Source organism: Klebsiella pneumoniae subsp. pneumoniae HS11286 (assembly GCF_000240185.1).
Lineage (GTDB): Bacteria > Pseudomonadota > Gammaproteobacteria > Enterobacterales > Enterobacteriaceae > Klebsiella > Klebsiella pneumoniae.
Genome location: NC_016845.1, coordinates 1,914,877 through 1,938,492, shown reverse-complemented (window position 1 = coordinate 1,938,492; position 23,616 = coordinate 1,914,877). Strand labels below are relative to the sequence as shown.

The 23,616-nt window shown below is 57.1% G+C and carries 19 protein-coding genes; 10 read left to right on the top strand and 9 right to left on the bottom strand.

The window, feature by feature from the left end; translation table 11 throughout:
• Positions 1–246 precede the first annotated feature (246 nt).
• Positions 247–756, top strand: a complete 510-nt coding sequence (locus KPHS_18660; protein ID YP_005226166.1) for an SOS cell division inhibitor — start codon at positions 247–249, stop codon at positions 754–756.
• A gap of 328 nt (positions 757–1,084) precedes the next feature.
• Positions 1,085–2,179: an outer membrane protein A gene (locus tag KPHS_18650; protein YP_005226165.1), complete on the top strand. Its 1,095-nt coding sequence runs from the start codon at positions 1,085–1,087 to the stop codon at positions 2,177–2,179.
• A gap of 131 nt (positions 2,180–2,310) precedes the next feature.
• Here the strand turns inward: KPHS_18650 and KPHS_18640 are convergent, their stop codons facing one another.
• On the bottom strand, positions 2,311–2,763 hold the full coding sequence (locus KPHS_18640; RefSeq protein YP_005226164.1) for a macrodomain Ter protein MatP: 453 nt from the start codon (positions 2,761–2,763) through the stop codon (positions 2,311–2,313).
• A 185-nt stretch (positions 2,764–2,948) separates the two neighbouring features.
• Here KPHS_18640 and KPHS_18630 point away from each other — a divergent pair, with 185 nt between their 5' ends.
• Both KPHS_18630 and KPHS_18620 read left to right on the top strand, forming a co-directional pair.
• Positions 2,949–4,706 carry a putative ATP-dependent protease gene (locus KPHS_18630; protein ID YP_005226163.1) on the top strand — a complete coding sequence of 586 codons (1,758 nt, stop codon included), beginning with the start codon at positions 2,949–2,951 and terminating at the stop codon, positions 4,704–4,706.
• Positions 4,707–4,775: 69 nt separating this feature from the next.
• Positions 4,776–5,294 (top strand): 3-hydroxydecanoyl-ACP dehydratase, encoded by a 519-nt coding sequence (locus KPHS_18620; protein ID YP_005226162.1) that lies wholly within the window; start codon positions 4,776–4,778, stop codon positions 5,292–5,294.
• A 489-nt stretch (positions 5,295–5,783) separates the two neighbouring features.
• On the opposite strand, the gene KPHS_18610 is transcribed toward KPHS_18620, so the two are convergent.
• The 5 genes from KPHS_18610 to KPHS_18570 all read right to left on the bottom strand — a co-directional run bounded on the left by KPHS_18610 (position 5,784) and on the right by KPHS_18570 (position 13,282).
• Entirely contained in the window at positions 5,784–6,347 is a 564-nt protein-coding gene (locus tag KPHS_18610) for a membrane integrity-associated transporter subunit PqiC (protein ID YP_005226161.1), read from the bottom strand.
• A complete protein-coding gene (locus KPHS_18600; RefSeq protein YP_005226160.1) occupies positions 6,347–7,984 on the bottom strand; it encodes a paraquat-inducible protein B in 1,638 nt (545 codons plus the stop codon). The genes KPHS_18610 and KPHS_18600 overlap by 1 nt, the downstream gene beginning before the upstream one ends.
• The gene (locus tag KPHS_18590; protein YP_005226159.1) at positions 7,974–9,185 is read right to left on the bottom strand and encodes a paraquat-inducible protein A; all 1,212 of its coding nucleotides are present in this window, start codon (positions 9,183–9,185) and stop codon (positions 7,974–7,976) included. Before KPHS_18590 ends, KPHS_18600 begins: the two co-directional genes overlap by 11 nt.
• Positions 9,186–9,256: 71 nt before the next feature.
• Positions 9,257–11,164, bottom strand: a complete 1,908-nt coding sequence (locus KPHS_18580) for an ABC transport system ATP-binding component (protein ID YP_005226158.1) — start codon at positions 11,162–11,164, stop codon at positions 9,257–9,259.
• Positions 11,165–11,176: 12 nt separating this feature from the next.
• Positions 11,177–13,282 (bottom strand): 23S rRNA m(2)G2445 methyltransferase, encoded by a 2,106-nt coding sequence (locus KPHS_18570; RefSeq protein ID YP_005226157.1) that lies wholly within the window; start codon positions 13,280–13,282, stop codon positions 11,177–11,179.
• Between the two features lie 99 nt (positions 13,283–13,381).
• Between KPHS_18570 and KPHS_18560 the strand changes: the two genes are divergently transcribed.
• The gene (locus KPHS_18560; protein ID YP_005226156.1) at positions 13,382–14,491 is read left to right on the top strand and encodes a putative Fe-S protein; all 1,110 of its coding nucleotides are present in this window, start codon (positions 13,382–13,384) and stop codon (positions 14,489–14,491) included.
• Here KPHS_18560 and KPHS_18550 read toward each other — a convergent pair.
• Together KPHS_18550 and KPHS_18540 are read right to left on the bottom strand one after the other, a co-directional pair.
• Positions 14,488–15,030 carry a cell division protein ZapC gene (locus KPHS_18550; RefSeq protein ID YP_005226155.1) on the bottom strand — a complete coding sequence of 181 codons (543 nt, stop codon included), beginning with the start codon at positions 15,028–15,030 and terminating at the stop codon, positions 14,488–14,490. The genes KPHS_18560 and KPHS_18550 overlap by 4 nt on opposite strands.
• Before the next feature lie 169 nt (positions 15,031–15,199).
• Positions 15,200–16,210: a dihydroorotate oxidase gene (locus KPHS_18540; protein ID YP_005226154.1), complete on the bottom strand. Its 1,011-nt coding sequence runs from the start codon at positions 16,208–16,210 to the stop codon at positions 15,200–15,202.
• A 249-nt stretch (positions 16,211–16,459) separates the two neighbouring features.
• Between KPHS_18540 and KPHS_18530 the strand changes: the two genes are divergently transcribed.
• Genes KPHS_18530 through KPHS_18490 form a run of 5 tightly spaced genes read left to right on the top strand, consistent with a single transcriptional unit; the run spans position 16,460 to position 20,703 of the window.
• Complete coding sequence (locus KPHS_18530; protein ID YP_005226153.1) at positions 16,460–17,035, top strand: NAD(P)H-dependent FMN reductase; 576 nt, start codon at positions 16,460–16,462, stop codon at positions 17,033–17,035.
• A complete protein-coding gene (locus KPHS_18520) occupies positions 17,028–18,026 on the top strand; it encodes an aliphatic sulfonate ABC transporter substrate-binding protein (protein YP_005226152.1) in 999 nt (332 codons plus the stop codon). Before KPHS_18530 ends, KPHS_18520 begins: the two co-directional genes overlap by 8 nt.
• Positions 17,998–19,131: an alkanesulfonate monooxygenase gene (locus KPHS_18510; RefSeq protein YP_005226151.1), complete on the top strand. Its 1,134-nt coding sequence runs from the start codon at positions 17,998–18,000 to the stop codon at positions 19,129–19,131. Before KPHS_18520 ends, KPHS_18510 begins: the two co-directional genes overlap by 29 nt.
• A 10-nt stretch (positions 19,132–19,141) precedes the next feature.
• On the top strand, positions 19,142–19,933 hold the full coding sequence (locus KPHS_18500; protein YP_005226150.1) for an alkanesulfonate transporter permease: 792 nt from the start codon (positions 19,142–19,144) through the stop codon (positions 19,931–19,933).
• On the top strand, positions 19,930–20,703 hold the full coding sequence (locus KPHS_18490; protein ID YP_005226149.1) for an aliphatic sulfonates transport ATP-binding subunit: 774 nt from the start codon (positions 19,930–19,932) through the stop codon (positions 20,701–20,703). The genes KPHS_18500 and KPHS_18490 overlap by 4 nt, the downstream gene beginning before the upstream one ends.
• Before the next feature lie 204 nt (positions 20,704–20,907).
• Here the strand turns inward: KPHS_18490 and KPHS_18480 are convergent, their stop codons facing one another.
• Positions 20,908–23,523: an aminopeptidase N gene (locus KPHS_18480; protein ID YP_005226148.1), complete on the bottom strand. Its 2,616-nt coding sequence runs from the start codon at positions 23,521–23,523 to the stop codon at positions 20,908–20,910.
• Positions 23,524–23,616: the final 93 nt, after the last annotated feature.

The window sequence follows — 23,616 nt, the reverse complement described above, 5'->3', positions numbered from 1 at the left end:
GACTTTTTCACCAGAATGCGGTTTTGCGAGACGCTTTCAGAAAATCGCAAGCGTTGCAGCAATCGACAGGGAGAAATGAAACCATTAGCGCGCGTTAAGGATTGGATAATGCAGGGGCTTCTCTTGACAGATACGGAACCACGAGAAGCGATTAAATTCCCGGCAGCAAAATGGCAAATTGCGGTTGATCTTTTCCCCTGGCGAAGATACTGTATATGCATACAGTAACTAAAGGCGGGATAGACTATGTTTACTTCAGCTCACGCAAACCGTTCAGCACAGGCTTCTGCTCCGGCAGGCCACTACGCTCATCGTTCTGGCGAACAGAACACCAATGGGCTGATCAGTGAAATTGTCTATCGTGAAGATCAACCCATGATGACGCAGTTATTGCTGCTACCTTTATTACAGCAGCTGGGTCAACAGTCGCGCTGGCAGCTGTGGCTCACGCCGCAACAAAAGCTCAGCCGCGAATGGGTTCAGTCCGCCGGTCTGCCGCTGTCCAAGGTCATGCAAATTAGCCAGCTCTCTCCCAGCCATACCATAGACTCAATGATCCGTGCCCTGCGCACGGGTAATTATAGTGTGGTTATCTGCTGGCTGGCGGAGGAGTTAACCGCTGACGAACACGAACGTCTCGTTAACGCTGCCCAGGTAGGGTCCGCGATGGGATTCATCATGCGCCCGGTGCGAAATCAGGGCACGCTCGGCAGACAACTCAGCGGGCTAAAAATTCACTCAAATTTGTATCATTGAGTGAAATTAGGATTATTCCTGGAATTTTTTTTACCGCTGGGAAAGGTACAGCGTTTTTTATGGTCTTTTTCGCGGAATGCCTGCCACACGGGGATTTCTGTCTTTTTTTCGTGTACGAAAATCAACCATATTTGTTAAATATTGTGTACACAACCCTTTTTTTTCATATGCCTGACAGAGTTCACACTTGTAAGTTTCGAACTAAGTTGTAGACTTTACATCGCCAGGGGTGATCGGCTTACGCTGCATGTATCAGCATAGTTAACAACAAGTCACGCCCCCGGTGAAGGATTTAACCGTGAGGTCTTTTGTAACTTCATGGCGAATTTTGGATGATAATGAGGCGCAAAAAATGAAAAAGACAGCTATCGCGATTGCAGTGGCACTGGCTGGCTTCGCTACCGTAGCGCAGGCCGCTCCGAAAGATAACACCTGGTATGCAGGTGGTAAACTGGGTTGGTCCCAGTATCACGACACCGGTTTCTACGGTAACGGTTTCCAGAACAACAACGGTCCGACCCGTAACGATCAGCTTGGTGCTGGTGCGTTTGGTGGTTACCAGGTTAACCCGTACCTCGGTTTCGAAATGGGTTATGACTGGCTGGGCCGTATGGCATATAAAGGCAGCGTTGACAACGGTGCTTTCAAAGCTCAGGGCGTTCAGCTGACCGCTAAACTGGGTTACCCGATCACTGACGATCTGGACATCTACACCCGTCTGGGCGGCATGGTTTGGCGCGCTGACTCCAAAGGCAACTACGCTTCTACCGGCGTTTCCCGTAGCGAACACGACACTGGCGTTTCCCCAGTATTTGCTGGCGGCGTAGAGTGGGCTGTTACTCGTGACATCGCTACCCGTCTGGAATACCAGTGGGTTAACAACATCGGCGACGCGGGCACTGTGGGTACCCGTCCTGATAACGGCATGCTGAGCCTGGGCGTTTCCTACCGCTTCGGTCAGGAAGATGCTGCACCGGTTGTTGCTCCGGCTCCGGCTCCGGCTCCGGAAGTGGCTACCAAGCACTTCACCCTGAAGTCTGACGTTCTGTTCAACTTCAACAAAGCTACCCTGAAACCGGAAGGTCAGCAGGCTCTGGATCAGCTGTACACTCAGCTGAGCAACATGGATCCGAAAGACGGTTCCGCTGTTGTTCTGGGCTACACCGACCGCATCGGTTCCGAAGCTTACAACCAGCAGCTGTCTGAGAAACGTGCTCAGTCCGTTGTTGACTACCTGGTTGCTAAAGGCATCCCGGCTGGCAAAATCTCCGCTCGCGGCATGGGTGAATCCAACCCGGTTACTGGCAACACCTGTGACAACGTGAAAGCTCGCGCTGCCCTGATCGATTGCCTGGCTCCGGATCGTCGTGTAGAGATCGAAGTTAAAGGCTACAAAGAAGTTGTAACTCAGCCGGCGGCTTAAGTTATAACCGATAAAAAAACCCGCTTCGGCGGGTTTTTTTATTGCCCTCTCGCCCACTTCAGCGGCTGAGAGCTGTGAAGCAGCCCCCGGCCAGGGCAACCACCGGCAGGCGGGTCGACGATCCTACCTGGCTATTCTTTCCCTAACAGTACCTGCAGATCGTGCTTCAGGCTCGACATTTTGCTGGCATATTTCTCTTTGTGCTCGGCATCTTCAATCAGCTGGACGATGGTTTCAGACAAGGTTTTGCCCCGCCGCTGCGCCAGGCCAGCAAGACGCTGCCAAACGACAAACTCAAGGTCGATAGACTTCTTACGCGTATGCTGATGCTCAGCGTTAAAATGGCGTTTCCGTCGCGCGCGGATAGTCTGCTTCATGCGGTTCATCAGCGCCGGATTCATATGCTGCTCAATCCAGGCATGCACCAGCACAGGTTCATTCTCGAGCGTCAGCAAGTCATCTACCGCAGCTTGCGCAGCGCTGGCCTCAATGTAGCGGGTAATCAGCTCACCTTCCCGGTGCTTCTTTACCAGATATTTCCATTTCCAGCCGCTTTCAAGATTTTCCAGTTGTTGATATTTCATTGCGATCTCAATGTGACCGTGTAACTCATTTCAGGATATCAGTTTTTTTCTGATGTGCTGAATATAAATCATTATTCGTGAAGTCTGCGACCGGGTAATCATCAGGGTAACCATAATCCTCCGTGTGCTCGGTCGCGGCATCAGGTATAATTGCGCGCTTTACATCTAACTAAAAAACAGCGACTTTGACCATTACGAAACTGACCCGAACCGACCTTGCGCCTGATCTGGAAGCTTACCAGGCGCTGTTTGCTCAAGCTGAACTTTCCCATCCGGCCCCCTCCCTCTCGGGCGATCTGCAGCCGCGTTTGTTCTATGGGCTTGAGCAGCTGCTGTACACGCCGGCAGTCTCCTCCTTCATGCTGGTGAAAGCCCCTGAAGAGCCGGAATATCTGCAATGGCTGGCGGCTGAAACCCGGACTCTGCACGAGCCTGCCGCACCGCTTTACGGCGTCCGCTATGAGGTAACCGACGCTCAGGTGACGCTCGCACCGGCGCAGGGCGCTGAGGATAATTTCGCCAGCACTGCCCCGGTCGTGATGGCCGATTGGGTAGAAGCGGAACAGCTGTTTGGCTGCGTACGCCAGTTTAACGGTGCAATCACCCTCGAGCCTGGGCTGGTCCATCAGGCCAACGGCGGCGTGCTTGTGCTTTCGCTACGTACACTGCTGGCGCAACCGCTGCTGTGGGTGCGTCTGAAAAATATGGTGACTCGTCAGCGCTTTGACTGGCTTTCTATGGATGAATCGCGTCCGCTGCCGGTCAGCATTCCCTCTATGCCGCTGAGTCTGAAAATCATCCTGGTGGGCGAACGCGAATCGCTGGCCGATTTCCAGGAAATGGAGCCGGAGCTGGCTGCGCAGGCGATCTATAGCGAGTATGAAGACACTTTGCAGTTTGCTGACGCCGACACGCTAAAGGCCTGGTGCCAGTGGGTATGGCAGAATGCGCAGCAGCTGGAGCTGCCGGGCCCGGCAGCCGATGCCTGGCCTCTGCTGATCGATGAGGGAACGCGCTATACCGGCGATCAGGAGACCCTGCCGCTCAGTCCGCTATGGATAACCCGCCAGCTGCGGGAGGCTGCCGCCTTCTGCGAAGGCGAAGAGATTACCGGCGAAGCGATGCAGACCATGCTGGCGCGCCGGGTATGGCGTGAAGGCTACCTGGCGGAGCGTATGCAGGATGAAATCCTGCAGGAACAGATCCTGATTGAAACCGAAGGCGAATGCGTCGGGCAGATCAACGCCCTCTCGGTGATCGAATTCCCCGGTCATCCACGCGCGTTCGGTGAACCTTCACGCATCAGCTGCGTCGTGCACATTGGCGATGGCGAATTTATCGACGTCGAACGTAAAGCCGAGCTGGGCGGTAACATTCATGCGAAAGGCATGATGATCATGCAGGCTTTTCTGATGTCCGAGCTGGAGCTGGAGCAGCAGCTTCCCTTCACTGCTTCGCTGACCTTTGAGCAGTCCTACAGTGAAGTGGATGGCGACAGCGCCTCCATGGCGGAACTCTGCGCCTTAATCAGCGCCCTGGCCAACGTACCGATAAATCAGAGCATCGCGATCACCGGCTCCGTCGACCAGTTTGGTCGCGTGCAGCCGGTCGGCGGCCTGAACGAGAAAATTGAAGGCTTCTTCACTATCTGTCAGCAGCGCGGTTTAACCGGCAAACAGGGAGTGATTATCCCTGCCGCCAACGTTCGTCATCTCAGCCTGAGCCACGAGCTACGTCAGGCCGTTGCCGACAACCAGTTTGCTATCTGGGCCATTGACGATATTACCGAAGCGCTGCCGATGTTGACCCAGCTGATGTGGGACGGTGAAGGACAGACGCTGCGACAAACCATTCAGGAGCGGATAGCGCAGGCGACCCAGCAAGAGACTCGCCATCGTTTTCCGTGGCCGCTACGCTGGTTAGGTGGGACAAGTTCTAACTGATCGGACTTGTTCAGCTTACACGTGTTAGCTATCCTGCGTCCCGAACTTAAAATAAGGCTTACTGAAAACATGGTAGATAAACGCGAATCCTATACAAAAGAAGATCTTCTTGCCTCTGGTCGTGGTGAACTGTTCGGCGCGAAAGGCCCGCAGTTACCGGCACCAAACATGCTGATGATGGACCGCGTCATCAAAATGACCGAAACCGGTGGTAACTACGATAAAGGTTATGTTGAGGCAGAACTCGACATCAATCCTGACCTGTGGTTCTTCGGTTGCCACTTTATCGGCGATCCGGTGATGCCGGGCTGCCTGGGCCTGGATGCTATGTGGCAGCTGGTCGGGTTCTATCTTGGCTGGCTGGGCGGCGAAGGCAAAGGCCGCGCGCTGGGCGTTGGCGAAGTGAAATTCACCGGTCAGGTTCTGCCGACCGCGAAAAAAGTCACCTACCGCATCCACTTCAAGCGCATTGTTAACCGTCGTCTGATTATGGGACTTGCGGATGGTGAAGTGCTGGTTGACGATCGTCTGATCTACACCGCGAACGATCTGAAAGTGGGTCTGTTCCAGGATACTTCCGCTTTCTGATAACATTCAGTAGCGATTAAAAGGCGAAGCCCCCGCTATGCGGAGGCTTCTTTTTTAAAGAGACAGTGTCAGGCCGTTAGTACCCTGTCCTCCATGGCTTCTCGCCAGCCTCCCAGCCACCATGAGCGTTGATTCAGGCTCTGGTATGGACACATTTCTTTCGATCTTCCCGCGATACCCGCCTGATATCCGCGTTGGTGTGCCCGTTCCAGGCGATCTCGTTTTTGTCTCTTCATGCCTCGTTTCCCTCATTCTTTGATCTGGTGGAAAAGAAAACAGTGGTCGCAAATTGTGCAGCCACGGGTTACGAATACCGCGAAAAGAAGGCAACGTCAATGCGCAAAATTCACGCCAGTGTCATATTTGTGACCTATATAAGAGTTCATTTTTTGTTCGCTCGGCGCAGCCGCCGGTAACGAACTGACCTGGCAAAAAAAATGCCGCGCGGCCCAGGTGAACCGCGCGGCAGGTCATTATGATGAATTTTACTTATGGCAGACGATTAAGCTCGCTGGCAATGGCAGCCGCCTCCTGGCTCCACGCCTGCGCCAGGGTCTTGACCATCGCGTCATAACCATCCTGTTCCTGCCTGAGGACGATGTTAAACGGGCGCTTAATCAGCTGTCCCTGATGCTTCAGCAGCCACTCACCGCTAACGATAACCCGCCCGTCATAGCGACCATGAAAGCCATTGACCGCAACGTTGAGGGTATCCTGCTCGCTCCCCAGCGGCTGGGACGACACTACCCAGCCGGGCAACTGCTGGCTGAGATTTGCCACCAGCGTAGTGCGCAGCTGCTGATCCAGCGGACTGGCCCACAGATTATTATTGGCGATCACATACTGCACGTCGGTGGTCTGATAGACCACCCCGTTACCCGCCAGATAATCCGGGATGCTGACCTGCTCTACCCACAGCAGACGTGCCCCCTGACTGGCGGCGCTCTGCGCGCCGCCCTGCACAACCGGTAGCTGATAGTATGTCTTGCTTTCCCCGCCGCTACTGCACGCCGTCAGTACGCATACGGCTGCCGCCAGTAACCATTTTTTCATTATTTCGCTCCCTTCGGCTGTGGATCTTTTTTATCCTTCGCCTCAAATACCAGCGCATTGCTCTTATCATTTAGCGTTTTCAGAACCGGCTGCAGCTCACGCAGCACCTGATCCAGACGCTGCATATCGGCCACCATCTTATTGTAGGCCGCAGAGCCAGGCTGGAAGCCCTGCATGCTACGGTTCAGCTCACGCAGCGTCGTCTGCATATCGGCGGGCAGCTGCTGCATTGACTGGCTGGAGGTGATCTTATTCAGATTATCCAGCGTGGTCTGCACGTGCTGCATCGTCTTCTCGCTCTGCGCCAGGGTACTGGTCGCCTGCTCCAGCAGCGGATTAATCGGCAGGTTATTAATCTTATCCAGCGCATCCATCAGACGCTGCTGGATCTGTGCCAGTCCACCGCTGATGGTCGGGATAATCGGATAGCCGTTAAACTCCTGTATTTTCCCGCGCGGGGGCGCCTTCGGATAGAAGTCGAGATCGATATACAGCGCGCCGGTCACCAGGTTACCGGTTTTCAGCGAGCCGCGCAGTCCGCGGTTGATCAGATCGTCAATGTGGGCGCGAATATTCGGATCGCCGCCAAGCTGATTAATCAGCCGTTGCGGTTCAACCCGCACTTCCACTGGAATACGATAGTCATCGTTCAAACGCTGCTTCAGCCCCGGAATAAAGAACGGCACTTTGCCGACGGTGCCCAGACGGATACCGCGGAACTCCACCGGCGCGCCCGGCTGCAGGCCGCGAACCGAGTCTTTGAAGAACATGACGTAATCGATATGCTCGGTAAAGACTGAATCCTGGATGCTCTTCTGATCGTCAAACAGATGGTATTCCGTTTTATTCGCCACCGGCTCGCCGAGGTCCAGTCCTTCAGGAATATCGAAGCTCACCCCGCCGCCAAACAGCGTCGACAGCGAGCCCATCTCGACGCGCATCCCCGCCGAGGTCAAATCTACAGCGATCCCGCTGTCTTTCCAGAAACGAACGTTGGTGGTCACCAGGCGATCGTTCGGCGCATTGATGAACAGCTGGTAAGTTATACGACGTTTCTGCGTATCGAAGGTGCTGGTTTCCACTGACCCCACGCGATAGCCGCGGAACAACACCGGATCGCCCGGCGACAGCTGGCCCGCCTTGCTGCTTTCCAGCAGAATACGGATCCCCTTGGCATCCGGCGAGGCCAGCGGCGGAGAATCCAGTAGCGGATACTGCGCTGGCACCGAACCTTTCGTTCCCGGCTGAAGCTCAATATAGGCCCCGGACAACAATGTCCCAAGACCGCTGATCCCCTCGCGGCCAACCTGCGGCTTTACCACCCAGAAGACGGAATCGTTGTGCAGCAGCTTCTGCATCCCGGAATTGAGGCGGGCTTTGATTTCCACGTGGGTGAGATCGTCGGTCAACGTCGCGCTCTCCACCACCCCAACGTCTACGCTGCGGCTCTTGATCCGGGTTTTTCCCCCTTCAATCCCTTCCGCATTGGTGGTGATCAGCGTGACCTCAGGCCCCTGATGGCTGTAATGATAAAACAGGATCCATGCCCCGATCAGCGCAGTGACGATAGGGAAGATCCACACCGGTGACCAGTTCTTCACCTTCTGCACTTTCGCTTCTCCGCTCTTATTTTCCATGTTGTTGTATTTCCTCATGGCTTGAATCTGGCTCACGATCCCACAGTAAACGGGGATCAAATGTCATGGCTGAAAACATGGTCATCACCACCACCAGCGCAAACATGACCGCGCCGATGGCTGGATAGATATTCATTAACCCTCCCATGCGGACCAGCGCAGAGAGCACGGCGATGACAAAAACGTCAATCATTGACCAGCGGCCAACAAATTCCACCACCTCATAGATCAGATGCATGCGCTCCGAATCTCGCGCGCCGTTGCCGTTGGCGTTCCAGCACAACCAGGCGATAGCGATCATCTTCAGCGTCGGCACCATAATACTGGCGATAAAGATCACCAGCGCCACCGGATAAGAACCTTCGCTCCACAGTAAAATCACCCCGGCCATAATGGTCGATGGCATTTTATCGCCCAGCAGATCGGTGATCATGATCGGCATAATGTTGGCAGGGAGATAAAGGATAAATGACGTCACCAGCAGCGCCAGCGTCCACTGCAGGCTATTTTTGCGCCGCGCCGTTCCTTTACTGTTACAGCGCGGGCAGGCGGTCTGATCGACCGGCAACACCGCCGTACAGCAGGCACAGGAGCGCAGCCCCTGACGGATACCGGTCACCCCGACCTTCAGCGGCTGGGTAATGGCCGGCATGGGGGCAATATCATCCCATAGCCAGCGGCGGTCGACGCACTGAAAAGTACGTAACTGCAGCAGGCAAAACATACACCAGGGAACAAAGCTCAGACCGATGCCGATATCACCGTAGGCCATCAGCTTGACGAAGCTCACCAGCACGCCGGCAAGAAAGATCTCCGCCATGCCCCAGGTTTTCAGTTGAAAGAGAATTCGCGCAAGGAACGTCTTCAGGCCGGCAGGCATTCTGACCCGATTAACCAGCAGCAAAATGGTGACCAGGCAAAACGCCGGCACTAATTGAACAAAGAGTAAAAAGAAAGTCCCGAGACTGGCGTAATCCTCGGTAAACAGTACGTTGGGAATTTCCAGCAGCTCTATTTCGCTACTGATGCCGCCCACTTTCATATAGATAAAAGGGAACAGGTTGGCCAGCAGCAGCATAAACAGCGCGACCAGCGCATACGCCGTGGGACGCTGGCGAGGCGCGTCCCACGTGGTGGTTAACGTTGTACCGCAGCGCGGGCAGGCGGCTTTCTGGCGATGCTCAAGCTGCGGCAAAGCCACCAGCAAATCACATTGGGGACATAGAATATGTCGCGCAGCATGATGATGATCGCACATGACAACTCCTCGGCTCAGGCGCCGTTCTTTAATCCTTCGAGATATTCCCAGCGTTCAAAGGCCGCTTCCAGCGCCTGCTCCGCTTCGGCCAGCTGCGCCAGCACCTGCTGCGTGCGATCGTGCGGTTGCCCGAAGAAATCGGGATCGGCAACCTGATCCTGCAGCGTCTGCAGTTCGGCCTCGAGAGCCTCCAGCTTCTGCGGCAGTTGTTCCAGCTCGCGCTGCAGGTTATAGCTTAGTTTGTTCCCGCCGCGTTTGACAGTTTCTGCTTTTGGCTGAGCGACTTCCGTCGTTTTTTTAACGACCGTCTGCTTTTGCGCCAAAGACTGGGCCTGCTGACCGCGGGCGTCGTGATAGCCGCCGACGTACTGGCCAATACGACCGCCGCCTTCGAAGATCCAGCACTCGGTCACGGTATTGTCGACAAACTGACGATCGTGGCTCACCAGCATCACGGTCCCCTGATAGCCATCGATCAGCTCTTCCAGCAGCTCCAGCGTTTCAACATCGAGGTCGTTAGTCGGTTCATCAAGGATCAGCAGATTGCTGGGTTTCAGGAACAGCCGGGCCAGCAGCAGGCGGTTACGTTCCCCTCCGGAAAGCGCACGTACCGGGGTCATCGCTCGTTTTGGATGGAACAGGAAGTCCTGTAGATAACCCAGCACATGGCGTGGTTTACCGTTAACCATTACCTCCTGTTTGCCTTCCGCCAGGTTGTCCATCACCGTTTTATCCGGATCCAACTCCGCGCGGTGCTGGTCGAAGTAGGCGACCTCCAGCTTGGTGCCAACATGGATCCGCCCGCTGTCGGCCTGCAGCTGGCCGAGCATCAGCTTCAGCAACGTGGTTTTCCCGCAGCCGTTGGGGCCGATCAGGGCGATCTTGTCGCCGCGCTGGATCTGTGCGGAGAAATCCTTCACCAGCACTTTGCCGTCAACCTGATAGTTGACGTTTTCCATCTCAAAGACGATTTTGCCGGAACGGGAAGCCTCCTCAACCTGCATCTTCGCGCTGCCCATCACTTCCCGGCGCTCACCGCGCTCGCGGCGCATCGCCTTCAGCGCGCGGACTCGGCCTTCGTTACGGGTCCGGCGCGCTTTGATACCCTGACGGATCCACACCTCTTCCTGGGCCAGCTTGCGGTCAAATTCCGCATTCTGCAGTTCTTCGACCCGCAGGGCTTCTTCTTTATCGAGGAGATACTGATCGTAATTTCCCGGATAGGTCACCAGCTTGCCACGATCGAGGTCGACAATGCGCGTCGCCATATTGCGGATAAAGGAACGGTCATGCGAAATAAAGATAATCGTGCCTTTAAAGGTTTTCAGGAAACCTTCCAGCCAGTCGATGGTTTCGATATCGAGGTGGTTAGTGGGCTCATCCAACAGCAGCACGCGCGGCCCACTGACCAGGGCGCGGCCCAGCGCCGCTTTACGTAGCCAGCCACCGGACAGCGACGCCAGCTGCGCATTGGCGTCAAGGCCCAGCTGCTCAATCACTTCGTTAATGCGGCTGTCCAGCTGCCATAGTCCCAGGTTATCGAGCTGCTCCTGCAGGCGCGCCAGTTCATTTAAATTTTTGTCGCTCGGCTCGGTCATCACCTGATGCGACACGTCATGGTAGGCTTTCAGATAAGCCGCCTGCTCGGCGATCCCTTCGGCGACAAAATCGTACACCGTACCAGCAACGTTCCGCGGCGGATCCTGCTGCAGACGCGCCACGATCAGGTCCTGTTCATAAATGATGCGTCCGTCATCCAGCCCCTGTTCGCGGTTGAGGATCTTCATCAGGGTAGATTTACCGGCGCCGTTGCGTCCGACGAGGCAGACGCGTTCGTTATCTTCAATATGCAGCTCGGCATTATCCAGCAGCGGCGCATCGCTGAAGGAAAGCCAGGCGCCGTGCATACTAATCAGTGACATTATTTATTCCTTTCAGGCTGCGGTAATCAGCCAGCAGTTGTGGATCTGACGGTTGCGGGCAAAATCCTGCGACAGCGTTTTTTGCGAAATCTCTTGCGCCTTCAGGCCAAGCGCCGCCAGCCCGTCATGATCCATACGGAAACCGCGTTTGTTATTCGAGAACATAATGGTGCCGCCTTTACGCAGCAGACGTTTTAGATCGGTCATCAGGCGAATGTGATCGCGCTGGACGTCAAACGCATCTTCCATTCGTTTGGAGTTGGAAAAGGTCGGCGGATCGATAAAGATCAGATCGAACTGCTCGGTGCTCTCCCGCAGCCAACCCAGCACGTCCGCCTGCATCAGGCGATGCGCGCGGCCGGTCAGGCCATTGAGACGCAGGTTGCGTTCCGCCCACTCCAGGTAGGTGCGTGACATATCCACCGTGGTGGTGGATCGCGCACCGCCGAGGCCTGCGTGGACGCTGGCGCTGCCGGTATAGGAGAACAGGTTCAGGAAGTCCTTACCTTTACTCATCTGGCCGAGCATGCGACGGGCGATACGGTGGTCGAGGAACAGACCGGTATCCAGGTAGTCGGTGAGGTTGACCCACAGGCGCGCGTTATACTCCTGCACCTCAATAAAGTCGCCCTTCTCCGCCATCTTCTGATACTGGTTTTTCCCCTTCTGCCGTTCACGGGTTTTCAGCACCAACTTGTTAGGCGCCATGTCCAGTACGGCGATAGTCGCAGCGATGATGTCGAACAGACGCTGGCGCGCCTTATGCGCGTCGACGGTTTTCGGCGGGGCATACTCCTGGACCACCACCCAGTCGGCATAGCGGTCAATGGCCACGTTGTATTCCGGTAGATCAGCATCGTACAGGCGATAGCATTCAATTCCTTCCTGGCGGGCCCATTTTTCAAACTTCTTCAGGTTTTTACGCAGACGGTTAGCAAAATCCTCCGCCAGCATCGCCGGCTTGCCGCCTTCGCTCTCCGCCAGGTGATAATTCTTCTGCACGCAGTCCAGCGGGCCGTTCTTGGCTTTAAACTGCTTGTCGGCACGCAGCTGCAGGCAACTCAGCAGCTCCGGCGAAGCGCTGAATACCGACAGGTTCCAGCCGCCGAACTGACTTTTCATTATCCGGCCAAGCAGGCTGTGCAGAGCGATCAGCGCTGGCTCGCTTTCCAGACGTTCGCCGTACGGCGGGTTACTGATCACCGTCCCGTACGGGCCTTTCGGTAGCGGGTTGTTCAGTTGGGCGACGTCTTTCACGTCAAAATCGATCAGCTCGCCAATGCCGGCGCGGCGGGCGTTGCGGCGCGCGCGCTCGATTACGCGCGCGTCGACGTCTGAGCCGTAGAAGCGTGACTCATACGCTGCCAATCCCTGACGAGCGCGGGTTTGCGCTTCCGCCTTCACCTCTTTCCAGATGGCGTCATCGTGCTGCGCCCAGCCGCCAAAGCCCCAGTGGCCGCGGTGCAGGCCCGGCGCGCGGTCGGTCGCCAGCATCGCCGCTTCAATCAGCAGGGTACCGGAGCCGCACATCGGATCGAGCAGCGGCGTACCTGGTACCCAGCCAGAGCGCATGACGATCGCCGCCGCGAGGTTTTCTTTGATCGGCGCCATTCCGGTACCATCGCGATAGCCGCGCAGGTGCAGGCCTTCGCCGCTCAGATCCAGCGAGATGTGCGCCGTCTCTTTGTTCAGCCAGACGTTGATCCGCAGATCGGGCGACTCACGATCGACGTTCGGGCGCGGCAGATTCTTACGGGTGAAGCTGTCGACAATGGCGTCTTTAACCTTCAGCGCGCCGTACTGGCTGTTACGGATCTCGTCATTGAGGCCGCTAAAATGCACCGCGAAGGTGGCGCCAGGGTTGAACATCTCCGTCCACGGAATGGCCTGTACGCCGAGGTACAGATCCAGATCGCTGTATACGCGACATTCGCCCAGCGGCAGCATGATGCGCGAAGCCAGCCGGCTCCACATCAGGCTTTGATACAGCAGGCGCGTATCCCCCTGAAAATGGACCCCGCCCTGGACTACCTGGCAGTCCGTCGCGCCAAGCCCTTCCAGTTCAGTTTTTAACAGCTCTTCCAGCCCACGAGCCGTACTGGCAAACAGAGAATTCATATCGTCACTTTTACTTAAAGAAAATTGGTGCGCATTATAGCCAATATGTGCCCTATGTCATAAAGTTATAGGCTTATTTTTGGAACCCGGAGGCAGCGTATGGTAACGCTATCGCGACTTTTTATTCATCCTGTTAAATCCATGCGCGGCATAGGCCTGACCCACGCCTTTGCTGATATCAGCGGCCTGGCCTTCGATCGCCTGTTTATGGTCACCGAAACCGACGGGACCTTTATTACCGCTCGCCAGTTTCCGCAAATGGTGAAATTTATTCCGGCGCCGCTGCATGATGGCCTTCACCTGACCGCACCGGACGGCAGCAGCGCCGTGGTGCGTTTTAGTGATTTCGCCACGCAGGCCGAGCCGACCGAAGTCTGGGGCAACCATTTTACCGCCCTCATCGCGCCCGCCGCCGTTAACCAGTGGCTCAGCGGCTTTTTCAAGCGCGATGTCCAGCTGCGCTGGCTGGGGCCGCAGCTAACCCGCCGGGTAAAGCGCCATGATGCGGTGCCGCTCTCCTTCGCCGACGGCTACCCTTACCTGCTGGCTAACGAGGCCTCCCTGCGCGATCTGCAACAGCGCTGCCCGGCCAGCGTAAGCATAGAACAGTTTCGCCCTAACCTTGTGGTCACCGGCGCGGCGGCCTGGGATGAAGATAGCTGGAAAGTGATCCGCATCGGCGAGGTGGTGTTTGATGTCGCTAAGCCGTGCAGCCGCTGCATTTTTACCACCGTCAGCCCGGAGCGCGGTCAGAAGCATCCCGCCGGGGAGCCGCTGGAAACCTTAAAGCGTTTTCGTACCGCGCTGGACAATGGCGATGTCGATTTTGGCCAGAACCTGATTGCCCGCAACAGCGGGGTGATCCGGGTGGGAGATGAAGTGGAAATCCTTACCCGCGGCCCGGCGAAAGCCTACGGGGCAGGTGAAAGCGACGATACCCCGGCTCCCGAGGCGCAGCAGCAGGCTACGGTTGCCATCGAATGGCAGGGTCAACAGTTTACCGGCAATAACCAGCAGGTGCTGCTGGAGCAACTGGAACAACAGGGCATTCGCGTACCCTATTCGTGTCGGGCGGGGATCTGCGGCAGCTGCCGCATCCGGCTGGAAGAGGGAGAAGTGAGTCCGTTAAAGAAAAACGCGGTTGCCGGAGATGGCACTATTCTCGCCTGCAGCTGTGTACCGAAAACAGCGCTACGCCTGGCGCCTTAAACCGCCTGCCCCAGACTGTAGCTGACCGCGCTCTGCGCCGGCTGCAGTCTGTCATTCATGATTTTTATGACATCGCCCAGCTGCATGACGCGGCCGGCAAGGGTGAGACCCGGCTGAGCCAACAGACAGAGCGCGGCGTTATCGCCCGGCTCCACCACCAGTAAATTCACCTGCTCGCCGGTATCGCTCAGCCAAACGCAGGCGGCGTCGCCGCCGCTCGGCTGCCAGTGATGGGTATGGGCGATAAAGTGCCAGCTTTTCGGCATCTGCGGTTTGAGAAAACGGATGGCGGTGAGCGCGTTAAGGACTAATTCCGCCCGCTGCTCTTTCGATAGCTCGAGATCGCGACATTTTTCTTCAAAAGAGAAATAGAGCGCGGCGTCATCAACGCAAAATCCAGAAGGGGCAAAGGCATCCGGAGTCAGCATGCGCCGGGCGAAGCGCGAGCGAAATAACATGCCATTGGCCAGATCGAGCATCATGCGGTCGTGCTCTTCATCGTAATACCAACGCCAGTTATCGTCAGGTTTAATCCGCATTTTTCCCCCTGTCCCCTTTCATACGCCTCTGCAAAGTTGTTGCGACTTACCGCAGAATATTTTCTAAAATTAAGAAAAGTCTAAAATGTTTAAATAAGCAACAGTGAGGGAATATAAAACAACCAGGGCCGGAAATAAAGCCCTGGGTGGGATTCAGAGGAGGAAAAGATTAGATGTGGGTAACAATTTCTTTAATCAGCGGCGGACCTTTAAAAATAAATCCAGAATAGATCTGCACCAGCGATGCCCCGGCGGCAATCTTTTCCCGCGCGGCAATCACCGAATCAATGCCGCCCACGCCGATGATAGGCAAACGGCCATTCAGCTCAGCGGAGAGCATACGGATAATTTCAGTGCTTTTTAATTGTAATGGACGACCGCTAAGCCCGCCGGTCTCATCGCAATGTTTCATTCCCTGAACCAGGGAACGATCGAGGGTGGTATTGGTTGCAATCACGCCATCAATATTATGACGCACGAGGCTATCGGCAACCTGGATCAATTCCTCAGGCAAAAGATCCGGCGCGATCTTTACGGCGACCGGGACATATTTTTGATGCTTCTGCTGCAGCTCGAGCTGCTTATTTTTAATACCGGAGAGTAAATCATCCAGCGCTTCGCCGTATTGCAGCGTGCGCAGCCCTGGGGTATTCGGCGAGGAGATATTAATGGCGATATACCCGGCGTACGGATAGACTTTTTCCATACAAATCAGGTAATCATCTTTCCCGTGCTCAACCGGCGTATCTTTATTTTTGCCGATATTGATACCCAGCACGCCGTCAAAATGCGCCTTTTTCACATTCTCAACCAGGTTATCGACGCCATGGTTATTAAAGCCCATGCGGTTGATCAATCCCTCGGCATCAACCAGACGGAAGATCCTTGGCTTATCGTTGCCCGGCTGCGGACGCGGCGTCACGGTGCCGATCTCAATCGAACCAAACCCCATCGCGCCCAGCGCGTCAATGCATTCCCCATTTTTATCCAGCCCGGCCGCCAGACCCAGCGGGTTTTTAAAGGTTAGCCCCATGCAGGTGACAGGCCTGGCCGGTACCTTCTGGCGAACCAGCATTTCCAGCGGCGTCCCGGTGACACGGCGTAATTGTTGAAAGGTAACTTCATGAGCGCGCTCAGGATCGAGCTGAAAAAGGGCTTTACGAACGAAGGGGTAGTACATGAACTCTCCTGGATTCCCGGTGTGCAAACCGGGGGCGTATTATGTGCGATCTGTTGCGGAAAGGGAATTGACCTGCGACAAAAAATCCCCCATCAGCGCAAACGATTACCTACCCCGCGCGCCATTATGCGCTTTTCGGCTATCTAACCGCGGATAAATCATTTAGGGAAATAATGGCCCTCTGTCACACTCACTATAAATGTTATCAATTATAGATAAATGCAAACATTTAGTTATAAGGAGAGAGAGATGCGCGTCATTACGCTTGCGGGCAGCCCGCGTTACCCTTCCCGTTCCAGCGCCTTGCTGGAATACGCCAGAGAGACGCTCACCGCCGCCGATATCGAAGTCTGCCACTGGCATCTGCAGAACTTTGCCCCGGAAGACCTCCTGTACGCTCGTTTTGACAACCCGGCGCTGCAGACGCTCAATGAACAGCTGGCCGGGGCTGATGGCCTGATCATCGCCACGCCGGTGTATAAAGCCTCGTTCTCCGGCGCGCTGAAAACGCTGCTCGACCTGCTGCCTGAGCGAGCGCTGGAGGGCAAAATTGTGCTGCCGCTGGCCACCGGCGGCACCATCGCTCACATGCTGGCGGTGGACTACGCGCTGAAGCCAGTGCTGAATGCCCTCAAGGCCCAGGAGATCCTCCATGGCGTCTTCGCTGATGACAGCCAGGTGACCGATTACCAGCATAAGCCGCAGTTTACCGCGAATCTGCAGCGGCGCCTTGATGACGCCCTGGAGACCTTCTGGCAGGCGCTGCATCGCCCCAGCAGCCGTGCGCCGTCGTTAACATCTCTGCGTGGGGTGGAGCATGCTTAATCCTCTCCGCGCCCTGACTCTGGGCGGACTGCTGCTATTCTCTTCGCTGGGTCACGCCGCCCCGGCGGCACCTGACGCTCTGCGCATCGGCTACCAAAAAGGCAGTGTCAGCATGGTGCTGGCGAAGAGCCATCAGCTGCTGGAGCAGCGCTATCCGCAAACCCATATCTCGTGGATTGAGTTCCCGGCCGGTCCGCAGATGCTGGAGGCGCTGAACGTCGGCAGCATTGATATCGGCAGTACCGGCGATATTCCGCCTATCTTTGCCCAGGCGGCAGGCGCCGATTTGGTCTATATCGGCGCGGAGCCGCCCAAGCCCAAGGCGGAGGTGATCCTGGTGGCGCAGGGCAGCCCGATTCATAACGTTGCTGAGTTAAAAGGGAAAAAGGTCGCTTTCCAGAAAGGCTCCAGCTCCCACAATCTGCTGCTGCGCGCCCTGCAGCTCGCAGGTCTGAAATTTAGCGATATTCAGCCGGTTTACCTTGCTCCCGCCGATGCGCGCGCCGCCTTCCAGCAGGGCAATGTCGACGCATGGGCCATCTGGGATCCGTACTACTCCGCCGCGCTGCTGCAGGGCGGCGTCCGGGTACTCACTGACGGAACAGATCTGAAACAGACGGGATCCTTCTATCTTGCTTCCCGGCCCTACGCTGAACGCAATGGCGCTTTCATTGAAGGCGTACTCGACACCTTTACTCAGGCCGATGCCCTGACCCACAGCCAACGCGCGCAAAGTATTACGCTGCTGGCGAAAACGATGGGCTTACCGGAGGCGGTGATCGACAGCTATCTGGACCATCGTCCCCCCACCGCGGTTACCCCGGTGAGCGCCGAAACCGCCGCTCGCCAGCAGCAGACGGCAGACCTGTTCTACGAGAACAAGCTGGTGCCAAAAAAGTTGATATCCGGGCCCGCATCTGGCAGCCCACCGCCACACAAGGAGCGAAATCATGAGTCTGAATATGTTCTGGTTTTTACCGACCCATGGTGATGGTCGTTATCTGGGTACCGAAGAGGGTGCCCGTCCGGTCGATTATGGCTATCTGCAGCAAATCGCGCAGACGGCGGATCGGCTGGGCTTCACCGGCGTGCTGATCCCGACCGGACGCTCTTGTGAGGATGCGTGGCTGGTCGCGGCCTCAATGATCCCGGTGACGCAGCGGCTGAAGTTCCTTGTCGCCCTCAGGCCAAGCGTGGTATCGCCGACGGTGGCCGCGCGTCAGGCGGCGACCCTGGACCGGCTGTCAAACGGCCGGGCGCTGTTCAATCTGGTCACCGGCAGCGATCCTGCCGAACTGGCAGGCGACGGCGTCTTCCTCGACCACACCGAGCGCTATGAGGCCTCGGCTGAATTTACCCACATCTGGCGTAAGCTGATGGAGGGAGAAACCGTCACCTTTAACGGCAAGCATCAGCGCGTTCGCGACGCCAAACTGCTGTTTCCGCCACTGCAGCAGCCACGTCCACCGCTCTATTTCGGCGGCTCGTCTGAGGTGGCGCAGGAGCTGGCCGCTGAGCAGGTCGATCTTTATCTTACCTGGGGAGAACCGCCGGCCCAGGTGGCAGAGAAAATAGCTCAGGTGCGAGAGAAAGCCGCCCGGCATGGTCGCCAGGTGCGTTTTGGCATCCGTCTGCACGTGATCGTCAGGGAAACCAACGAGGAAGCGTGGCAGGCGGCGGACAGCCTTATCTCCCATCTTGACGACGAGACGATCGCCCGCGCCCAGGCGGCTTTCGCCAGAACCGACTCCGTTGGACAGCAAAGGATGGCGGCCCTGCACAACGGGCGACGCGATAAGCTGGAAATCAGCCCCAACCTGTGGGCTGGCGTGGGTTTAGCGCGCGGCGGCGCCGGGACCGCGCTGGTGGGCGATGCCGCCACCGTTGCCGAAAGGATCAATGAATACGCCGCGCTGGGTATCGATAGCTTTATCTTTTCCGGCTATCCGCATCTGGAAGAGGCGTACCGGGTCGGAGAGCTGCTGTTCCCCCTGCTTGACGTCGCGGTGCCGTCCATCCCGCAGCCGCAAAACCTGCGTCTGCAGGGGGAAGCGGTCGCCAACGAGTTTATTCCGCGTAAAGTAGCGCAAAGCTGAGGAGACCGTGATGGCAAAATCAACCCATCCCCTGTTGTTACGCCTCGCCCCCTGGCTGCTGCCGGTAGGGACGGTCATTGTCTGGCAGCTGGCCTCGTCCGTCGGCTGGCTGTCGACGCGGGTGCTGCCCTCGCCGGAGGGGGTATTGAAAGCGTTCTGGACCCTCTCGGCCAGCGGTGAGCTGTGGCAGCATCTGGCCATCAGCTCGTGGCGGGCGCTGGTCGGCTTCGCCATCGGCGGCTCGATCGGGCTAATACTCGGCCTGATCAGCGGCCTGTCTCGCTGGGGCGAGCGTCTGCTGGATACCTCGATCCAGATGCTGCGCAATGTCCCGCATCTGGCGCTGATCCCGCTGGTGATCTTGTGGTTCGGCATCGATGAGACCGCCAAGATCTTCCTTGTCTCGCTGGGCACCCTGTTCCCGATCTATATCAACACCTGGCACGGGATCCGCAATATTGACCGTGGGCTGGTTGAGATGGCGCGCAGCTATGGCTTATCCGGCTTCGCCCTGTTCCGTCACGTGATATTACCCGGCGCCCTGCCCTCAGTTATAGTCGGCGTGCGTTTTGCCCTTGGTCTGATGTGGCTGACGCTTATTGTCGCCGAAACTATCTCGGCGAATGCCGGCATCGGTTATCTGGCGATGAACGCGCGTGAATTTCTGCAAACCGACGTGGTGGTAGTGGCGATCATCCTTTACGCCATCCTTGGCAAACTGGCCGACGTCTGCGCCCAGCTGCTGGAACGGCTCTGGCTGCGCTGGAATCCGGCGTATCATCTTCAGGAGGCTAACGCATGAACACTGCCCGTCTCAACCCAGGTATCCCGCTGCTGCTGAACGGGGTGACGAAACGCTATGGCGACAACACCATTCTTAACGAGCTGGATCTGCATATTCCCAGCGGCCAGTTTGTGGCGGTGGTGGGCCGCAGCGGCGGCGGCAAAAGTACCCTGCTGCGCCTGCTGGCAGGTCTGGAAAAACCAAACGCCGGCGAACTGCTGGCTGGCGCGACGCCCCTGGCGGCGATCCAGGACGACACCCGGATGATGTTTCAGGATGCGCGCCTGCTGCCGTGGAAAACAGTGATTGATAACGTGGGGCTGGGGCTAAAAGGCGCCTGGCGCGACGCCGCCCTGCAGGCGTTGGCCAGCGTCGGACTTGAAAGCCGCGCACAGGAGTGGCCGGCCGCGCTGTCGGGTGGGCAGAAGCAGCGCGTTGCGCTGGCCCGCGCGCTGATCCATCGCCCGCGCCTGCTGCTGCTGGACGAACCGCTGGGGGCGCTGGATGCCCTCACCCGTCTGGAGATGCAGGAGCTGATCGTCTCCCTGTGGCAGGAGCATGGCTTTACGGTCCTGCTGGTCACGCACGACGTCAGTGAAGCGGTGGCCATGGCCGATCGGGTGCTGTTAATTGAAGAGAAGAAGATTGGCCTCGATTTAAGCGTGGATATCCCGCGACCGCGGCGCACCGGTTCGGCGAAGCTGGCCGAGCTGGAGGCTGAAGTACTGGATCGGGTGATGAAACGCGGCGACAGCGAGCGTGCGCCGCGTTTGTTTAGTCATGGCTGACCGGCGTAACTGTCCGCTATCTGAACGGGGGCATATCGTCATCCGACATGTCCCCGGCTCGCGGGTTGCACAGCCGGGCTACCAACGCCAAATCAGCCGTGTATTCCAGGTCGGGTAAGCATCGCGCCGCCCGACAACATCACCACGCTAACGGGTAACCCGGACAGGGCGCAAGGCGCGCCGCAGCCCGGGGTTATGCCACCGTTACGCCAGCGCCTTACTGATTTTCTCGAACAGGTCGCCAGAGAGATTCTCCAGCCCCTTCAGCTGCTCCAGCGCGGCGCGCATCAGCGCCTGTCGCTTCTCATCATAACGCTTCAGACGAATCAACGGCTCAATCAGGCGCGACGCCACCTGCGGGTTACGCTGGTTAAGCTCGGTCAGCATCTCCACCAGGAACTGATAGCCGCTGCCATCTTCAGCATGGAACGCCGCCGGGTTGCTGCTGGCGAAAGCGCCGATTAACGAGCGCACACGGTTCGGGTTGCTCATGCTGAACGAACGGTGGTTCAGCAGACCGCGCACGGTTTCCACCACGTTGGCTGCCGGGCTGGTGGACTGCAGGATAAACCACTTATCCATCACCAGACCGTCCTGATGCCATTTGTCATCGTACTCCTGCATCAGCGCATCGCGGCACGGCAACTCAGCGGCAACCGCCGCTGACAGGGCGGCCAGCGCGTCGGTCATGTTATCTGCCTGGTGATACTGCGTCGCCACCAGCTTATCGCCCAGCGTCGGTTCCGCAAACGCCAGATAGCGCAGGCAGGTATTGCGCAGAGCGCGCTTACCAATATCGGCGTGCTCCACCCGATAGCTGTCGAGCTTATTGGCGTTATAAACCGCGAGGAATTCGTCCGCCAGTTCGTTCGCCAGGGTGCGGGTGAGCGCTTCGCGCACGGCGGCGATGGCGATCGGATCGATAATCGCGAACATCTCGGCGATTTCGTTGGCTGACGGCAGGGTTAAGATCTCAGCGGCCAGCGCCGGATCAATCTTCTCATCCAGCAGGATGGCGCGGAAGGCATCCGCTACGTGCACCGGCAGCGACAGCGGCTGCCCCTGCTGATGGCGGTTGACGTTCAGCTTGATGTAAGTCGCCAGCAGGCTCTGCGCCGCATCCCAGCGCGAGAAATCATTCCGCGCGTGACGCATCAGGAAGGTCAGCTGCTGATCGCTCCACTTGTATTCCAGTTTCACAGGCGCTGAAAATTCGCACAGCAGCGCCGGCACCGGCTGGAAATAAACGTTATCGAAGACGAAAGTCTGCTCGGCCTGGGTCACATTAAGCACCGGGTGTACCGGGTGACCGCCCTTCTGCAGGGGGATCACCTTGCCCTCGTTATCGTACAGCTCAATGGCAAACGGGATATGCAGCGGCTGCTTCTCGGCCTGCTCGGCGGTCGGCGGCGTACGCTGGCTGATGGTCAACGTATACTGCTCGGTCTCCGGATTATAGTCGTCATGCACGGTGACGATTGGCGTACCGGACTGGCTGTACCAGAGGCGGAAGTGCGACAGGTCGACGTTAGAGGCATCTTCCATCGCCTGCACGAAATCGTCGCAGGTGGCGGCGCTGCCGTCATGGCGTTCAAAGTACAGCTGCATCCCTTTCTGGAAGTTTTCTTCACCCAGCAGGGTGTGCAACATGCGGATCACTTCGGCACCCTTTTCATAGACCGTCAGGGTGTAGAAGTTGTTCATCTCGATAACCATATCCGGACGGATCGGGTGCGCCATCGGGCTGGCGTCTTCGGCAAACTGCAGCCCGCGCATGGTGCGCACGTTGTTGATGCGGTTCACCGCCCGTGAGCCGAGGTCGGAACTGAACTCCTGATCGCGGAACACGGTCAGCCCCTCTTTCAGGCTGAGCTGGAACCAGTCACGACAGGTGACGCGGTTGCCGGTCCAGTTATGGAAATATTCATGACCAATCACGCGCTCAATATCGAGGTAGTCTTTATCGGTGGCGGTATCGGTACGAGCCAGAACATATTTGGAGTTAAAGACGTTGAGTCCTTTGTTCTCCATGGCACCCATATTAAAGAAGTCGACGGCGACAATCATATAGATATCGAGGTCGTACTCGAGGCCAAAGCGCTCCTCATCCCACTTCATAGAGTTTTTCAGCGAGGTCATCGCCCAGGGCGCGCGATCGAGGTTGCCGCGATCGACGTACAGCTCCAGCGCCACTTCGCGGCCAGAGCGGGTGCGGAATGAATCGCGCAGGACGTCAAAATCACCGGCCACCAGCGCAAACAGATAGCACGGCTTCGGGAACGGATCCTGCCACTGTACCCAGTGACGACCGTTCTCCAGCTCCCCTTCCGCCATACGGTTGCCGTTGGAAAGCAGGAACGGGTATTTCGCTTTATCGGCGATAATTTTGGTGGTAAAGCGCGCCAGCACATCCGGACGGTCCAGATACCAGGTGATATGGCGGAAACCTTCCGCTTCGCACTGGGTGCACAGCGCTTCGCCTGACTGATACAGGCCTTCCAGCGCGGTGTTCGCCGCCGGGCTGATCTCATTGACGATGGTCAGGGTGAAATGCTCCGGCAGGCCGCCGATCACCAGCTGATTGTTTTCTTCTTTATAGTCACTCCACGGCTGGCCGTTCACCTGCAGAGCGATCAGGGTCAGATCTTCGCCGTCCAGGCGCAATGGCACATCAGACGCAGCCGCGTGGCGGGAGACCTTGCTCTCGGCCGTAACAACGGTTTTTGCGGCATCCAGGTCAAAGGTCAAATCGATATCGCTAATCAGATACTCCGGCGCACGATAGTCGTGGCGGTATTTGGCTTGGGGCTGTTGTGTCATAAAAAACCTTTAGCATCTTCGGTAAAGTGTCGTCCCAGTCTATTCCTGTTGTGTCAATCGCGCTATGCAGAATCTTCATCTTTTCAACGTGAA

What these genes read in the sequence shown, in the direction of transcription:
- KPHS_18500 (YP_005226150.1), top strand. Translation starts at nt 19,142, where the DNA reads ATGGCAAAATCAACCCATCCCCTGTTGTTACGCCTCGCCCCCTGGCTG.
- KPHS_18510 (YP_005226151.1), top strand. Translation starts at nt 17,998, where the DNA reads ATGTTCTGGTTTTTACCGACCCATGGTGATGGTCGTTATCTGGGTACC.
- KPHS_18520 (YP_005226152.1), top strand. Translation starts at nt 17,028, where the DNA reads ATGCTTAATCCTCTCCGCGCCCTGACTCTGGGCGGACTGCTGCTATTC.
- KPHS_18480 (YP_005226148.1), bottom strand. Translation starts at nt 23,523, where the DNA reads ATGACACAACAGCCCCAAGCCAAATACCGCCACGACTATCGTGCGCCG.
- KPHS_18610 (YP_005226161.1), bottom strand. Translation starts at nt 6,347, where the DNA reads ATGAAAAAATGGTTACTGGCGGCAGCCGTATGCGTACTGACGGCGTGC.
- KPHS_18620 (YP_005226162.1), top strand. Translation starts at nt 4,776, where the DNA reads ATGGTAGATAAACGCGAATCCTATACAAAAGAAGATCTTCTTGCCTCT.
- KPHS_18540 (YP_005226154.1), bottom strand. Translation starts at nt 16,210, where the DNA reads ATGTACTACCCCTTCGTTCGTAAAGCCCTTTTTCAGCTCGATCCTGAG.
- KPHS_18660 (YP_005226166.1), top strand. Translation starts at nt 247, where the DNA reads ATGTTTACTTCAGCTCACGCAAACCGTTCAGCACAGGCTTCTGCTCCG.
- KPHS_18560 (YP_005226156.1), top strand. Translation starts at nt 13,382, where the DNA reads ATGGTAACGCTATCGCGACTTTTTATTCATCCTGTTAAATCCATGCGC.
- KPHS_18640 (YP_005226164.1), bottom strand. Translation starts at nt 2,763, where the DNA reads ATGAAATATCAACAACTGGAAAATCTTGAAAGCGGCTGGAAATGGAAA.
- KPHS_18570 (YP_005226157.1), bottom strand. Translation starts at nt 13,282, where the DNA reads ATGAATTCTCTGTTTGCCAGTACGGCTCGTGGGCTGGAAGAGCTGTTA.
- KPHS_18490 (YP_005226149.1), top strand. Translation starts at nt 19,930, where the DNA reads ATGAACACTGCCCGTCTCAACCCAGGTATCCCGCTGCTGCTGAACGGG.
- KPHS_18600 (YP_005226160.1), bottom strand. Translation starts at nt 7,984, where the DNA reads ATGGAAAATAAGAGCGGAGAAGCGAAAGTGCAGAAGGTGAAGAACTGG.
- KPHS_18530 (YP_005226153.1), top strand. Translation starts at nt 16,460, where the DNA reads ATGCGCGTCATTACGCTTGCGGGCAGCCCGCGTTACCCTTCCCGTTCC.
- KPHS_18550 (YP_005226155.1), bottom strand. Translation starts at nt 15,030, where the DNA reads ATGCGGATTAAACCTGACGATAACTGGCGTTGGTATTACGATGAAGAG.
- KPHS_18580 (YP_005226158.1), bottom strand. Translation starts at nt 11,164, where the DNA reads ATGTCACTGATTAGTATGCACGGCGCCTGGCTTTCCTTCAGCGATGCG.